Here is a 14659-nt window from a genome sequence, read left to right on the forward strand (position 1 = left end):
AACGCAGAAGACACCGCCTCCTGAGGAGTCCACGTGCAACGAAGACCCATCTCTGTGCTGGTCACAGCCGGATTGGCCGCCGGCCTGCTGACAGTTCCGCCCGGTACGGCGGCCGCTCTGCCGCCGTCCGCTGCGCCAGTTCCGGGTACGACGGTGACGCTCATCACCGGCGACCGCGTCGAGGTCACACCGGACGCGACGCCGAAAGTGACGCCCGCCCCGGAGCGCCGGTCGATGCGTTTCCGGATCACCGACGACCGCGGCCGGGTCCGGGTGATCCCGCTGGACGCCGTCGGACCGCTGACCGCGGGCAAGCTCGATCCCCGGCTGTTCGACGTAACCGGTCTGATCGAGGCCGGGTACGACGACGCGCGACGGCCGGAGCTGCCGTTGATCGTGCAGGGCGCGGGATCGGCTGCCGCCCGCCTGGCCGGTACGAGCGGGCGCCGGGAGCTTGCGAGCATCGGCGCCTTCTCCGTCCGGGAGTCGAAGCGGGACGCGGTCGCGTTCTGGAAGTCCCTGCAGGCCGGCGGCAAGCTGCGAGCGGGCGTCGGCAAGGTCTGGCTGAACGGCGTACGGAAGCCGACCTTGGACAAGAGCGTGCCGCAGATCGGCGCACCGGCGGCCTGGGCCGACGGGCTGACCGGGCGCGGCGTCACGGTGGCGGTGGTCGACTCCGGCATCGACGCTCAGCACCCGGATCTCGCCGGCCGGGTCGCCGCGACCAAGAACTTCGTCGACGCGCCGACCGGTGACCAGGTCGGCCACGGCACGCACGTCGCCTCGACGATCACCGGCACCGGTGCCGCGTCCGGCGGGGCGTATCGAGGAGTCGCGCCGGACGTCCGGCTGATCGACGCCAAGGTGTGTGGCCTCGATGGCTGCCCGGAAGACGCGATCCTGGCCGGCCTGGAGTGGGCCGCCGTCGAGCAGCGAGCAGGCGTGGTCAACGTCAGTCTCGGTGGTCCTGACGCACCGGGCGACGATCTCCTGGAGCAGGCGGTCAACACGCTCTCGACCCAGCACGGGACGTTGTTCGTGGTCGCTGCCGGCAACGCCGGGCAGGGTGGTCCCGGCACGATCGACTCGCCGGGGAGCGCGGCCTCGGCGTTGACCGTCGGCGCCGTGGACAAGCAGGACCGGCTGGCCGACTTCAGCAGCCGTGGTGCGACGTACGGCGACGCGCTCACCAAGCCCGACGTGACGGCGCCGGGCGTGGACATCGTCGCGGCCAAGGCCGCCGGCACCGAAGCCGGCCTGCCGGTCGGGGACCAGTACGTGTCGCTGTCCGGTACGTCGATGGCGACGCCGCACGTGGCCGGTGCCGCGGCGATCCTGCGCCAGCAGCATCCGGACTGGACCGGGGCGCAGGTGAAGGCGGCGCTGATGGCTTCGGCCAAGCCCGCGGCGGGCGTGGGTGCGTTCGGCCAGGGCGCCGGGCGCGTCGATGTCGCTCGCGCGATCGACCAGCAGGTGGTGAGCACGCCGACGAGCCTGAGCTTCGGGCTGGCGAGCTGGCCGCACGAGGACGACCCCGTCCAGACCAGGACCGTCACCTACCGGAACTCCGGCAGCACGCCGGTGAGCCTTGACCTCGACCTGAGGGTTACCGACCTCCCGGCAGGCCTCTTCACGGTGTCGCCCGCCTCGCTCGTCGTACCGGCCGGTGGAAGCGCGGACGCGACGGTCACCGCTGACACCCGGCCCGCGACCGTGCCGATCGGGCAGTTCAGCGGGCAGGTCGTCGCCAGCGGAGCCGGTACGACGGTGAGCGTTCCGCTCGGGGTGGAGAAGGAGACGGAGAAGTACGGCGTCGACGTGACCACCATTGCTCGCGACGGCAAGGCTCCCGCCGAGCACGTCACGTTCTTCGACCGGGTCGGCGACTGCGGAACCGACCCCGCCTGCGGCGACTTCCTGTACGGCGCCGGAACCGGAACGGGCTCGGTCCGCCTCCCGCCGGGCGAGTACACGGTCGCGGACTTCAGCACCGTGACCGGCAGTGACTGGACCCTGCTGATGCATCCGGCCCTGAGGCTGGGCAAGGACACCGCGCTTACCCTCGACGCCCGCCAGGCGAAGCCGCTCGAGATGTCGGTGCCGAAGGCAACGGCCCGGCTGATGGAGCAGACCGTGGTGGTGGCCCGCGACATGCACCGTGGACGGGGGACGGAGCTGACCTACTTCCAGCCGGGCGACGCCGAGAACCCGATCTACGTCAAGGGTCTCGGACCGGCCGCACCCGAGGCCGACGTGGTCAGCGTCGCCTACGGCCGGTTCGCCGAACCGGGGCCGGCGGGGGACTTCGCGAACAGTCCGTACGAGTACAACGTGGCGGGTTACCGGCTCGGCCAGGTGATGGACGGTCTCCGGCTCAAGCCTCGGCAAGGGGAGTTCGCGACGGTGCGGGCGAGCTACGCGGCCGAGACCGACGTGCCGCAACGAGGGATCACCAGCCACACGGCCCGGCCTGCCGCCTCGAGCCTCGAGTACGCCGTACCGCCTTCTGACGCGCAGGCTCTGACCGCCACGATGCCGTTCCGGCGGACCGAGTACTTCCTGGCCGAGGGACTGACGTGGTCTTCGAGCCTGGTCGGTCAGGCCGTGGACGGCTCGACCTTCGGGCCGTGGTTCTACGACGCGAAGCGATCGGCCTACGCGGCGGGCCGGACCTATCCGCAGGAGTGGAACAAGGGAGTCTTCGGCCCGCGGCTGACCCTGGGACCGATGGAGCCGAACGGGCTGGCGAACGGCGCGCGCAGAGTGGGGGACCAGCTGGTTCTCGGGCTCAGCCTGCGCTCGGACAGCAACCCGCTGCACATGAACAACCCCAAGTTGCCGGTCGGATCGGCCCGGCTCTACCGCGACGGCGAGCTGATCGAGGACCTGCCCAGCGCGTCCGCCTACCGGGTCGACGTGCCGCCCGGCGCCGCGTCGTACCGGTTGGAGACGGCCGTCGAGGCGCCGTGGAGTCAGCGGTCGACCCGGCTCGACACCGCCTGGACGTTCCGGTCGGCCCACGTCGACGGGGAGGCGCCGCTGCCTTTCCTGGCCGTGCACTACACGCCGGAGCTGGACGACCACAACCGGGCGCGGGCGGGATCCGCGTTCGCCGTACCGATCTCGGTCCAGCGCCAGCCGGGTGCTCCCGCGGTCCGGGTGAAGCGCCTGGCGGTCGACGTGTCGACCGACGACGGGAAGACCTGGCGGGCTGCGAAGGTGGAGCGGACCGGCGACAGGTGGCGTGCGGTGGTGACCAACCCGAAGGGTGCCGCCGTGTCGCTGCGGGCCGTCGCGGAGGACGCCGAGGGCAACAAGGTCGAGCAGTCCGCCCTGCGGGCCTACCAGGTGCGGGACTGATGGCGACGCGTGCAACCCGGGGCAGGGCACAGCCCGTACTCACGAGTGAGAAGAAGCGCGACCACGAACCGAAGGAGATACGTGGCCACCGACCGCGACCAGGAGTTCTCGGCGTACGTCGCCGCCCACCGGGGGCGGATGGTGCGGATCGCGAGGCTGTTCACCTCCGGCGACGCGCACTGGGCCGAGGACCTGGTGCAGACCGCACTCACCAAGCTCTACCTGAAGTGGCACCGGGTCAGTCCGGAGCTCGGCCCGGCCCGGTACGCCGACAAGATCCTGGTCAACGTGTTCCTGGACGAGAAGGCCCGGTTCTGGCGGCACCGGGAGACGCTGACCGACGAGCTGTCCGAGTCCGGCCCGGTTCCGGCCGGCGGCGCGGAGGACCGGATGGTCATGCGCACCGCGCTCGGCCGGCTGCCGAAGCGTCAGCGGGCGGCCGTGGCGCTGCGGTTCTTCTGCGACCTGGAGGTGGCCGTCGTGGCTGAGTTGATGGGGTGCAGCGAAGGCACCGTGAAGAGCCAGACCGCGCGGGGGCTCGACAAGCTCCGCGACCTGATCGTCGACCCGACGAACGACTTGGAGAACGTGCGATGACCGATCTGAAGAAGCTGCTCGACGAGGTGGCCGGGCCGGAGCCGGTGGTCGGCGACGACGAGGTCGCTGCCGATCTCGGACGGGGCCAGAAGGCCGCCCGTCGCCGGCGACTGGGTGGAGCCGGCCTGGTCGGTGGCGGGGCGTTGGTGGCCGTCGCCGCGCTGTCGGTGCCACTGGTGCTCGCTCCCGGCGCCGGGACGGACGCACCGGCCGAGGCCGGTCCGCCGGCCGCGTCCACTCCGGTCGAGCCTCCGGTGCGGCAGTTGACCGCGGGGGCGGTGCTGCTCGTGGCGGCCGCGGCCGAGGAACGCGGCGAGGTGACCACCGGCAAGTACTTCCGGGTCAGGACCACCTGGACCCGGGACCTTCCTGTCGGGCGCGACAAGACGCCGTACAAGATCCGTGAGACGTTCCTGCAGGAGGACTGGACGGGCCGCGCGGGCGGCTCGTCGTACCGGGGTCGACGGTCGCTCGGCGCGAAGCCCGCGACCGCCGCCGACGAAGCTGTCTGGCGGCAGGCCGGATCTCCGACCAGCTGGAACCTGGGCAAGACCGACACGGTCGTGCCCAGGGACCAGATCATCACCGCCTCCCCGGGCAAGGGTGAGCTGGACAAGCTGCACGGCGACGCCGACCGGTACGACGCCTTGGGCGTGCAGGGTGTGCCGCTGAAGGAGATCCTGGCGCTGCCGTCGACCCCGGACGGGCTGCGGGCACGGTTGCTGCAGGACAAGGCTCACCGGGCCAAGGACGCCGACGACACGTCGTACCTGGTCGGCATGGCCACGGGCCTGCTGGAGACGACCCCGGCGCTGCCGAAGGTTCGCGGGGCCGCGCTGCGGCTGCTGTCCGGACTGCCCGGGGCCGAGGTCGAGGAGAACGTGCCGGACACGCTCGGACGCAAGGGGACGGCGGTCACCTTCGCGTTCCCCGCGCTGCGGTCGACCGTCAGGTTGCTGATCGAGCCACGCACCGGGAAGCTGCTGAGCAGCGAGCACCTCGGCGGCAAGATCGGCCGGACCGTCGTACTGGCCTCGGGCTGGACCGACGACCAGCCGACCGCACCGGTGAAGTGAGCTGAGCCGTCACCTGCCGCCCGGCGCCGTCACGGCGTCGAGCGGCGGGTACGGCGAGTCGGCCAGCCCGAGGTCGCGCCAGACGAAGCGGGGGACCCCGGCCAGGAACTCGCGCAGGAAGCGGGAGCTGTGCGCGATCACCGTCTCGTGGTGCTGCCCCGGCGAGAACCAGACCCAGTCGTCGGCGATCCGGAACGGCGCCGGCGAGGTCGCCATCAGGTACTCCATCTGCCGCGGGTGGATCACGTCGTACGCGAACTTCGTGCTCGGCGAGGTGACCTTGAACTGGTCGTTGAACCGCTCGCTCTCGAAGCTGATCCCGCGCCCGAACGACCGGCCGGCCACGGTCAGCTCCGGCATCCGGACCGGCAGCTGGAAACCGAGGATCGCCTCGCTGTGGTTCTCGGTCACGGTCCGGGTCGTGGTCCGGCCCTCGCTGTCGGTCGAGGTCTCGGTCCGGGTGGTCTGCCAGTGGTGGGTCAACGCGACGAACGGCGGGCCGTCGCCGTCGCGGCCGCGGATCACGTCCGCGGTGCGGTGGTTGTGACCGGACCGGGACACCGGGGTGCCCTGCAGCAGGCTGTCGTCGACGTCGACCCAGTACCAGTCCGGGTGGTGGTAGAAGGAGAAGCGCGGCTGCTGCTCGGGCTGCACCCGGTGGTCCAGCGGGGTCGCGTCGATCGCGTCGGCGACGGCGGCGAGCTGCTCCAGCCACGGGCCGAGCTGGTCAACCTCCTTGCGCGGCGGGTCGAGCACGGTCAGTTGATCGGCGTCGATGCCGAGGTTGAGCCCGGTGGTGCCGCCCGCCAGCCCGTTGAGCTGGTTGCAGACCTGCGGGGTGAGCAGCTCCGCGGCGTACGCCGGGTCGAGCGTGCCGACCTGCCAGCCGGGACCGAGCGCGGGCGGCGGCGGGACCATGGTCGCCTCCACGCCGTACCGGACCTGGGTCTCGCCGCCGGTGACCCACAGCTCGGGCAGGCGACGGGAGAGGCTGACCATCGCGACCCAGCCCTTCCAGCGCTCGGACTTGTACTCGATCACCTGGAACGGGCGGCCCGACGCGGTGCGGCCGCTGATCTGGTCGTCCGGGTCGCGCCGGAAACCGAGGCCGAACGGCGGGTTCGTGAGCCGGGCGACGGCGCCGAAGTCCGGGCTGTTCACGAACGTCCAGCCGCGTTCGCGCAGCGACTTGATGTACTGCTGGCGGCGTACGAGCGCGATGATGCCCCACGCGACTCCGGCCACGACCACACCGCCGATGACCAGAACGACCGCTAGTGCTGAGCCCGACATGACTGCCTCCCCGAGGACGACCTTGCAGCCGGACGATAGCCCGGGATCAGGCCAGCCGGTGCTCCTCGAGCCAGGTCGCGGCTCGGCGTTTCGAGGCGCGTGACAGCCAGGCGTCCTGGATCACCTCGCCCAGCTCCTGCCGGGACAGGCCGCCGAGCTCGCTGCCCCGGACCAGGACGGACAGGTGTCCGTCGAAGTGCGGCGTGGTGAAGAACGGGCTGCTCTCGTCGGAGACCAGCGCGAGCTTGTCGTCCTCCTCGGGCACCCAGATCACGATCACGTCGTCGTACCGCTGACCGGTCTCGGGGTCGAACGCGTCCGGCCGCGGGGTCCGGAAGAACACGAACGACTTCCCGCCGACCTGGTAGACGGGACCCTTCTCCACAGTGACGTGCGGCATCGCCAACGCGATCTCGTGCACGTCGGCAACTTTAGCTGTCCGGCCCGGCATCTGGTCAGTTTAGATGTCAAAGGCAGACCGGCGGCTCCGACCAAGGGGTGTCAGCAGGAACTCAGGCGGAGGGAAACGATCATGGGCAAGGTCCGGGTGCACAACTTCACGATCACGCTGGACGGCTTCGGGGCGGGCACGGACCAGCGGCTGGAGGAGCCGTTCGGGGACGGCGTCGACCACCTGCACGACTGGATGGACCCGCTGTTCGACGGGACCGCGACCGGGCTCGACGCCGAGGTCGGGCTGGACGCCGAGGCGTTCGGCGCGACCATCATGGGACGCAACATGTTCGGGCCGGTGCGCGGCGAGTGGCCGGACGAGTCGTGGACCGGGTGGTGGGGTGCCAACCCGCCGTACCACCACGACGTGTGGGTGTTCACCCACCACCCGCGGCCGGACGTGCGGATGGAGGGGGACACGACGTTCCACTTCACCGACGAGCCGATCGAGGTCGTGCTCGGCAAGGCGCGCGAAGCGGCCGGCGAGAAGGACGTGATCGTGGCGGGCGGCGCGGCGACGGTCCGCCAGTACCTGCGGGCCGGGCTGATCGACCAGCTCGACATCGCCGTGGCGCCGATCCTCGCCGGTGCCGGCGAGCCGCTGTTCGCCGGCCTCGGTGACGCGTTGAAGCAGTACGAGGTCGTCCAGCAGATCAGCTCACCGGCGGTCACTCACGTCCGGCTCGTACGGCGCTAGCGGCACAGCTCCTTGTCGAGCAGCGCGTTGACGGCGGCCTTGTGGTTGCCCGCGCCCCAGGTGACCGAGACGGTGACGCGACGCTGGTTGTTCGGCGAGACGAAGGTCCACGTCGAGTAGCCCGGCGCGTCACCGTCCTTGCCCCAGGCGTCGCCGCAGGGGAGCGTTCGGCGGATCAGGCCCAGGCCGTACTGCGACTCGTGCGCGGTCTCCTTCATCTCCTGCATGAGCTGGGGCGGCAGCAGTTCGCCGTCGAGCAGGGCACCGAAGAACCGGTTGAGGTCACGGGTCGTGGAGATGATCTCGCCGGCGGCGTTCAGGACCGACGGGTTGACGTTGGTGATGTCGACCAGGCCCTTCTCGAGCGGGAGGTAGCCGCGGGCGTGGGGGCCGAGGATGAACGGGTTCGTCCCGGGGACCGACGTGCTCCTCAGCTGCAGCGGCTTGATGATCCGGTGCTTGATCGCGTCGGCGTACGAGTGGCCGGTGACCTTCTCGACGATCAGGCCGAGCACGAGGTAGCCGGTGTTGTTGTAGACCACCTGGGAGCCGGGAGCGAAGTCCACCGGGTAGGCCGTCGCGCGGGCGACGAGCTCGGCGGTGGTCCACGTCTTCCAGCGGATCGCGAGGAACTCCTCCGACCGCGGTGACGGCAGCGTCGCGAGCACCTCGTGCAGACCGCTGCTGTGGTTGAGCAGCTGGCGGACCGTGATCCGGTCGTCGTGCACGACGCCGGGCAGCACGCGCTCGACCTTGTCGTCGAGGTTCAGCCGGCCCTCGTCGACCAGTTGCAGGACGACGGTCGCGAGGAACGTCTTCGTCTCGCTGCCGATCCGGAACCGCGCGTCCGACGGCACGGGCAAGTGCGTGCCCGCCACGGCAGCGCCGCTCGACGCGCGCGTCCTTCCGCTGTCGGTGCTGATCTCGGCGGTCGCGCTCGTCGCCCCCGCGGCGACGACGGCGTCGACCTTCTGCTGCAGTCCCGACGGGTGAATGGGTGTCGCCAGCAGGGCGGTGCTCAGGACCGCGGTCCCCAGGGTCATCATCATGAGCACCACCCTGCCGCCGCCCGGCGCTTGCCCGTAACCGGGAAAGACCTGATCCGGCCCTCGGGGGAACCCCCGCTATCCCAGGGCGGCCGGCAAGGGGTCGGCGTGCACGATCTGCAACCGGCTGACTGCCCGCGTCAGTACGACGTACAGGCGCTGGAGCCCGCGGGCCTCGGCCGCGACGATCCGCGCCGGCTCGGCGACGACCACCGCGTCGAACTCGAGTCCCTTCGCCAGCGTCGCCGGGACGCAGACCAGGCGGGTCGTGTCCATCGCGTCCTCGACCGCACCGAGCAGCGCGGGCTGCAGACCGGCATCAGCCAGTACGTCGCACAGCTGCTCGATCTGGTCGTCGGCGGCGATCAGGGCGACCGATCCGACGCCGGCCAGGGATTCCTTGCAGGCGTCGATGATCTCGGTCGTGAAGGTTTCCTTGTCAGCAGCAACGACTTTGAGGGCGTCGGCAACGGTCCGGACGCCGCTCGGCGTTCCGAGGGTCGGCGCGATCGTCGGCAGCAGCTGCGCCGCGAAGTCGATGATCTGCTCCGGCACCCGGAAGCCGCGGTCGAGCTCGGCCACGATGCCGTCCTCCTTGCCGAGGTGGGCGAGGACCTGGTCCCACGGCCCGGCGGCCCACGCGGTCGTCGCCTGGGCGAGGTCGCCGAGCACCGTCGCGGAGCCGCTCCGGCACCGGCGGCCGAGCGCGCGCAGCTGCATCGCCGACAGGTCCTGCGCCTCGTCCAGCACGAGGTGCCCGAGCGAACCGGCGTGCCGCTCGATCAGGTCGTCGAGCTCGTCGAGCAGCACGGTGTCGGCGCTCGACCACTTGGCCGTCTTCGCCGAGCGCGGCGCCTTCGGCCACAGCAGGGCAGCACGTTCGTCGTCGGTCAGTTCGGGAGCCTGCGTCGCGAGGAACTCCGCGTCGGAGAACAACTTCCACAGGACCTGCTCGGGCGTCACCTTCGGCCACACCGCGTCGACCAGCTGCTTCACCGGCTTGGACCGGGCCACGGCGTTCTGCACCCGGTCGTCGGGCGACTCGCCGCGGCGTTCCATCAGCACCAGTACGGCGTGCGCGATGCGCTGCGCGAGCGCGTTACGGCCCGGGGTGTACCGGGTCGACCCGTTGAGGGCGTTGACGATGTCGACGAGCTCGTAGTCGTGCACGCGGTAGCGCTGGGATCCCTTGCTGTACAGGATTCCTTCGGCCGGCGTACCGACGGACGTCCAGAGCGCGCGGCGCAGGATCTCGGCCATCCGGGCGTCGCCCTTGACGCGGGCGGCCTCCGGCCCGTCGACGGCGAGCACGGGCGAGGTGATCAGCTCCTCGATGGTGATCTGGCGGACGTTCACCTCACCGAGCGCGGGCAGGACCTTGCGGATGTAGGACAGGAACGAGCGGTTCGGGCCGACGATCACGACGCCACCACGGCTCAGCCGCTCGCGCTCGGTGTAGAGCAGGTAGGCGACGCGGTGCAGCCCGACGGCGGTCTTCCCCGTACCGGGTGCGCCCTGGACGCAGACGCTCGGCTGCAGCGGTGCGCGGACCAGGTCGTCCTGCTCGGGCTGGATGGTGGCGACGATGTCGCGCATCGGGCCGGTGCGCGGGCGCTCGATCTCGGCGCGCAGGAACCTGTCGGCCTGGTCGAGCTCCTCAGCGCCGATCATCGGTTCGTCCTCGAACCCGGTCAGCTCGGCGGTGTCGGAGAAGCCGTACCGGCGGCGCAGCAGCACGTGCTGCCGGTCGCTGCGGGTCGCGCGGTAGAACGGGACCGACACCGGCGCCCGCCAGTCGATCACCATCGGTACGCCGGTGCCGTCGTGCACGTGCCGGCGGCCGATGTAGTACCGGTCGAGGTCCTCGATCGACCCGTGCTCGTAGTCGAGACGGCCGAAGAACAGCGGGACGTCGGGCAGGTCGAGCAGCGCGAGCGTGCGCTGCTGGTGGGCGCGCTGGTTGGCCTCGTTGGTGAAGCGCTCGTCGTTGTCCTCGCCGCCGATCACCGGGATCTCGCGCGCGGTGACGTCGTGGTGCATCCGGCGCAGCGCCGCGCGGGACTCGGCCAGGTAGGCGCGCTCTGCGTCGAGCTCGGAGCTCTGCTGGGATTCGGCCATCGGTGTGGGACCTCTCGTGCTGTCGTGGTGGAGGGAAACGAACGACGGTGTGTCGACGGCGATCTTCGAGATCCCGCCCCGGAGTACGTCCGGTTCGTTTCGACCCTCACGCAGTGCAGACAAGCCACCCGAAAAGACAGACCGGCGACGCTAGCAGGTGGTCCGGTCGATCGCCACCGGATTTCCCGGTGAGGCTCAGGTCACCTCGGTCGGCTGTCACGCGCCGTCGGGCGGTCGGTGTCTCGTGAGCACCACCGACAGAGGAGACGATGATGGAAGCACGGTTCAACCTGTTCGAGAGCCCGACGGCCGCGAAGGTCGCGAAGCGGATCTACTCGGTCGCGGGCGTCCTCGAGCAGTCGACGGTGCCGAAGGCGCTGCAGGAGATCCTGGCGCTGCGCGCGAGCCAGATCAACGGGTGCGCGTTCTGCGTCGACATGCACACGAAGGACGCGACCGCCGCGGGGGAGTCGCAGCAGCGGCTTCATCTGGTGGCCGTCTGGCGCGAGGCCACCGTCTTCACCGAGGCGGAGCGGGCCGCTCTGGCGCTGACCGAGGAGGGGACCCGGCTGGCCGACGCCTTCGAAGGAGTCAGCGACGAGACCTGGTCCGCCGTCCGCAAGCACTTCACCGACGACGAGGTCGGCGCGCTGATCTGCATGATCGCGCTGATCAACGCCGCCAACCGGATGAACGTGATCGTTCAGAACCCGGCCGGTGCGTACGAGCCGGGGACGGCCGCGGCGCTGATCAGCTAGTCGCGCAGGGTCTGTGCGGCTGGTCGTGTGGACGCCAACCAACGCGGGCCGCTCCCGTCAGCCCCCGGTCCGCGTGTCGGGCCGGGGACGTGCTGGGTTCAGCGGTGCCGGCGGGCTGCGTCCTCGCGGGCCAGCAGCAGGTAGGCACTTGCCGTCCACGTGTACGCGCGATCGCGCAGGCCCTCACCGGTCAGCGCGTCGAAGTTCTCGGCGAAACCGGAGCGCTCGCACAGCCGGCGGAAACGCGTGCTGACTTCGTCGGCCAGGTCGACCTGGCCGACGGAGCGCAGCCCGTCATCGAGCAGCACGGTCGGCGGCGCCCAGATCGGCCCGCGCCAGTAGCCGTCGGCGTCGTAGTCGGCGGAGTCCGGCTGCTCCGACGCCAGACCCCAGGCAGTCAGATGCCGGCGGATCTTGGCGACGAGCTGCTCGACGACCTCGGCCGGGAGCCGGTGCCCGATCATGATCGGCAGCGCCGTGACCAGGCTCGTCGTCTTGCTCGGCGTACGGCTCGAGGCACCGCGCGCGGCGAAGTCCTTCCCGTCGTACAGGTCGGCGAGCAGTCCAGCGACGATCTCGTCCGCGGTCGTGCTCCAGTACGCCGCATCGTCCGGCCGCGCGAGCTCCTCGGCCAGCGCGGTGAGCGCCTCCAGTTGCAGGACGAGAACACTCGCGAGATCAGGTGCTTCGATCACCGGCTCGTGGTCGAAGATCGTCGCGTTGTCCCACCCGCTGTCGAACCCGTGCTGGTAGTGCGGCAAAGCGTGCCCAGGAACCCGGCGCCGGTCCAGCCAGAACTTCGTCCACGCCGCCAACCGCTCGTACACCTCGACGCTCGTCGGCCCGGTCGCGAGCTTGCGCCACGCCCACCCGTGGATCGGCGGCTTCACGAAGTTGTAGACGATGCCGGAGTGCCCGACGACGTCCGGCAGCGCCCCACTCGCTTCCTGGTGATCGAACGGCATCAGGAACTGATCCAGCGCCAGCTCCGCCTCACCCGGCGCCAGCGCGAGCGCGTTGAACGCGTGGTCCCAGCTCCACACCCGGTCCATCCAGTGCTTCGACATCAACGCGGCCTCGCGCGTCACGAACCCGTCCGCCCGCACGATGCTTGCCCAGAGCACGTACGCCGCCGCCTCGGCGGCCGGGTACTCCGCGGTCCGCCACCCGGCGACGCGCTCGACGAACTCCCCGAACTCCGCCCGCACCCCGGCCACCACCTGGTCGAACTCCGCCACCTTCTCGTACGGCGGCCGCGCGGTCCCGAACTCCTCGACGACCGCCTCCCAACCGTCGTCGCCGTCCAGCCGCACGGTCCGCCCAGGCCCGGTCGTCGCGTCCCCACGCACCATCGTGACCCGATACCGCCGCCCCGAAGCATGGCTGGCAAAGACCGGACTCAGATCAGTCGGGTCGACGAACAAATGCGTCTCCTCGTCAGCGCTCAATTCCAACGCCAGCCCCCGCCCGCGAAACCGCACTGTGTCCACCGTCTCGAACACAGCCTCGATCCGCCCCGCAGCCGCCTCCCACCGCAACACCTCCGGCGCCGCAACCACCTCCGTCGCCTCCGACGGCTTCAACGCGAGCACCCCCACCTGCTTGGTCTGATGCGTCACGAGATGAACGTCATCCGCCACCACGCCGTACGCGATGACAGGAGACAGCGCCAACCACGAGCCGCGCCGACTGAAGGGAATCTCACGAAGATCAAAGTCCATCCCCAGATCCTATTGGATATGCGATGCCTGCGGGAGGCGAAGGGTCCGCACCCCGACCAACTCGCCCACGGCTCGACGTCCCCGTCGTTGACCGCCCACTTCGACGAAGACTGCCCCCTCCGTCAACCACTGCTCCCTTCTACGACGACTGCCCCCTTCTACGACGACTTGCCCGGTACAACGCGCTAGTCGTCTCATGCGGGACCAGTCGTGCCGCCGCGCCGAGCGGGGCCACCGCGCCAGGTGGGAGGTCAGTTGGGTCGGGCGGGCTGACCAGGCCAGCTGGGCGCCGGAGACAGGCGTGAGCGGACGTGTACGTCCGCGAGTCCCGCCGACCCGATGCCCCGCCAACCACTGATCAACAGTCGCGTTGGCTCGACACCCACGCTCGGGTCGGGCTGGGAACCGACGTTCGGTGCCACTTGATCAGTGGTGGGCGTCGGTCGGCGGCGGGTTGGGGGATGACGGTCGGCTGTGTGGCGAACTGGTGGTGGATGGCCTTGATGGTTGCCGCGGATGGACGTGCAGCACTGGAGCGGCATGCGCGGGGTAGGGCGCCTAGGTGATTGTCCAGGGGCGAAGTTTTTCGGGGTTGCGGACCGCCCAGAGGTTGGTCACCTGGTGGTGCTCGACGTGGAGGGCGATGACGACGACCGTGACGCCGTCGAGCTGGGCGATGATGCCGGGGCGGCCGTTGACCGGTCGTTCGAGGATCGTGAAGCCGGGGGCCAGGGACGAGATGCCGATCAGCAGCTGGGCGATGCGGGCGGCGCCGGCGACCGGGTCCAGGTGGGCGGTGACGACTCCGCCGCCGTCGGCCACGGCCAGGGCTTTGGGGTCGAGGACCTCGATCAGGGCGTTGACGTCGTTGGCGGACCAGGCCTGCTGGAAGGCGCGGACCACGTCGGCGTGTTCGGGAGCGGGACGGACGGGGGCTCGGGAACCGGTCAGCCGGCGGCGAGCCGAGGAGGCCAGTTGGCGGCAGGCAGCGGGGGTGCGGCCGACGATCTCGGCGACCTCGGGGAACGGGTAGCGGAACACGTCGTGCAGGACGAACGCGACGCGCTCGGCGGGCGTCATCGACTCGAGGACGACGAGGAAGGCCATGTTGACCGACTCGTCGAGGGTGACCCGGTCGGCGGGATCGCCGGGTGGGCGGCCGCCGAGCCAGTCGGTGGCGTCGGGGAGCGGCTCGGGGATCCACTCGCCGACGTACCGCTCCCGGCGAGAGCGGGCCGAGCCGAGGACGTCGAGGCAGATCCGGCTCGCGACCGTGGTCAGCCAGGCGCCGGGAGTGTCGATCGCCTCGCGCTGCGCGGCGGTCTGCGCGTACCAGCGTGCGTAGGTCTCCTGGACGACGTCCTCGGCGTCGGCGAGCGAGCCGAGCATCCGGTACGCCAGGTTGATCAGCTGCCGGCGCTCGTCGATCACCCGGCTGAGGCTGGCGTCCTCGGTCATCCGTCGCTCCCCGTCGTTCGCTGATCCTGCCTGGCATCCGTTCGACGAAACAGCCTCCCGAACTGTCAGGCCTCACACTCCG

General features: G+C 70.7%; 11 protein-coding genes. 5 read left to right on the top strand and 6 right to left on the bottom strand.

The genetic code is table 11. From position 1 onward, the window contains the following. Positions 1–33 precede the first annotated feature (33 nt). The 3 genes from ACLQ2O_RS12615 to ACLQ2O_RS12625 all read left to right on the top strand — a co-directional run bounded on the left by ACLQ2O_RS12615 (position 34) and on the right by ACLQ2O_RS12625 (position 5033). Entirely contained in the window at positions 34–3360 is a 3327-nt protein-coding gene (locus tag ACLQ2O_RS12615; RefSeq protein WP_425830589.1) for a S8 family serine peptidase, read from the top strand. A gap of 81 nt (positions 3361–3441) precedes the next feature. Next, on the top strand, positions 3442–3957 hold the full coding sequence (locus tag ACLQ2O_RS12620; protein ID WP_425830591.1) for a SigE family RNA polymerase sigma factor: 516 nt from the start codon (positions 3442–3444) through the stop codon (positions 3955–3957). Further along, a complete protein-coding gene (locus ACLQ2O_RS12625) occupies positions 3954–5033 on the top strand; it encodes a CU044_5270 family protein (protein WP_425830593.1) in 1080 nt (359 codons plus the stop codon). The genes ACLQ2O_RS12620 and ACLQ2O_RS12625 overlap by 4 nt, the downstream gene beginning before the upstream one ends. Positions 5034–5042: 9 nt before the next feature. Here the strand turns inward: ACLQ2O_RS12625 and ACLQ2O_RS12630 are convergent, their stop codons facing one another. Together ACLQ2O_RS12630 and ACLQ2O_RS12635 are read right to left on the bottom strand one after the other, a co-directional pair. Further along, the gene (locus tag ACLQ2O_RS12630; protein WP_425830595.1) at positions 5043–6326 is read right to left on the bottom strand and encodes a hypothetical protein; all 1284 of its coding nucleotides are present in this window, start codon (positions 6324–6326) and stop codon (positions 5043–5045) included. 46 nt (positions 6327–6372) lie between these two features. Next, positions 6373–6777: an MmcQ/YjbR family DNA-binding protein gene (locus ACLQ2O_RS12635; protein WP_425830597.1), complete on the bottom strand. Its 405-nt coding sequence runs from the start codon at positions 6775–6777 to the stop codon at positions 6373–6375. A gap of 81 nt (positions 6778–6858) precedes the next feature. Between ACLQ2O_RS12635 and ACLQ2O_RS12640 the strand changes: the two genes are divergently transcribed. Next, the gene (locus ACLQ2O_RS12640) at positions 6859–7476 is read left to right on the top strand and encodes a dihydrofolate reductase family protein (protein WP_425830599.1); all 618 of its coding nucleotides are present in this window, start codon (positions 6859–6861) and stop codon (positions 7474–7476) included. Here ACLQ2O_RS12640 and ACLQ2O_RS12645 read toward each other — a convergent pair. Together ACLQ2O_RS12645 and ACLQ2O_RS12650 are read right to left on the bottom strand one after the other, a co-directional pair. Then, positions 7473–8525 carry a serine hydrolase domain-containing protein gene (locus ACLQ2O_RS12645; RefSeq protein ID WP_425830601.1) on the bottom strand — a complete coding sequence of 351 codons (1053 nt, stop codon included), beginning with the start codon at positions 8523–8525 and terminating at the stop codon, positions 7473–7475. The two genes, ACLQ2O_RS12640 and ACLQ2O_RS12645, sit on opposite strands and share 4 nt — an antisense overlap. Positions 8526–8600: 75 nt before the next feature. Then, on the bottom strand, positions 8601–10640 hold the full coding sequence (locus tag ACLQ2O_RS12650; protein ID WP_425830603.1) for a HelD family protein: 2040 nt from the start codon (positions 10638–10640) through the stop codon (positions 8601–8603). 272 nt (positions 10641–10912) lie between these two features. Here ACLQ2O_RS12650 and ACLQ2O_RS12655 point away from each other — a divergent pair, with 272 nt between their 5' ends. Then, entirely contained in the window at positions 10913–11398 is a 486-nt protein-coding gene (locus tag ACLQ2O_RS12655; RefSeq protein ID WP_425830605.1) for a carboxymuconolactone decarboxylase family protein, read from the top strand. 98 nt (positions 11399–11496) lie between these two features. On the opposite strand, the gene ACLQ2O_RS12660 is transcribed toward ACLQ2O_RS12655, so the two are convergent. Next, entirely contained in the window at positions 11497–13119 is a 1623-nt protein-coding gene (locus tag ACLQ2O_RS12660) for an amylo-alpha-1,6-glucosidase (RefSeq protein WP_425830607.1), read from the bottom strand. A 558-nt stretch (positions 13120–13677) separates the two neighbouring features. Further along, positions 13678–14577 carry an RNA polymerase sigma factor SigJ gene (sigJ, locus tag ACLQ2O_RS12665; RefSeq protein WP_425830609.1) on the bottom strand — a complete coding sequence of 300 codons (900 nt, stop codon included), beginning with the start codon at positions 14575–14577 and terminating at the stop codon, positions 13678–13680. Positions 14578–14659 lie beyond the last annotated feature (82 nt).

The sequence above is a fragment of the Kribbella sp. DT2 genome (genome assembly GCF_049844575.1).
Lineage (GTDB): Bacteria > Actinomycetota > Actinomycetes > Propionibacteriales > Kribbellaceae > Kribbella.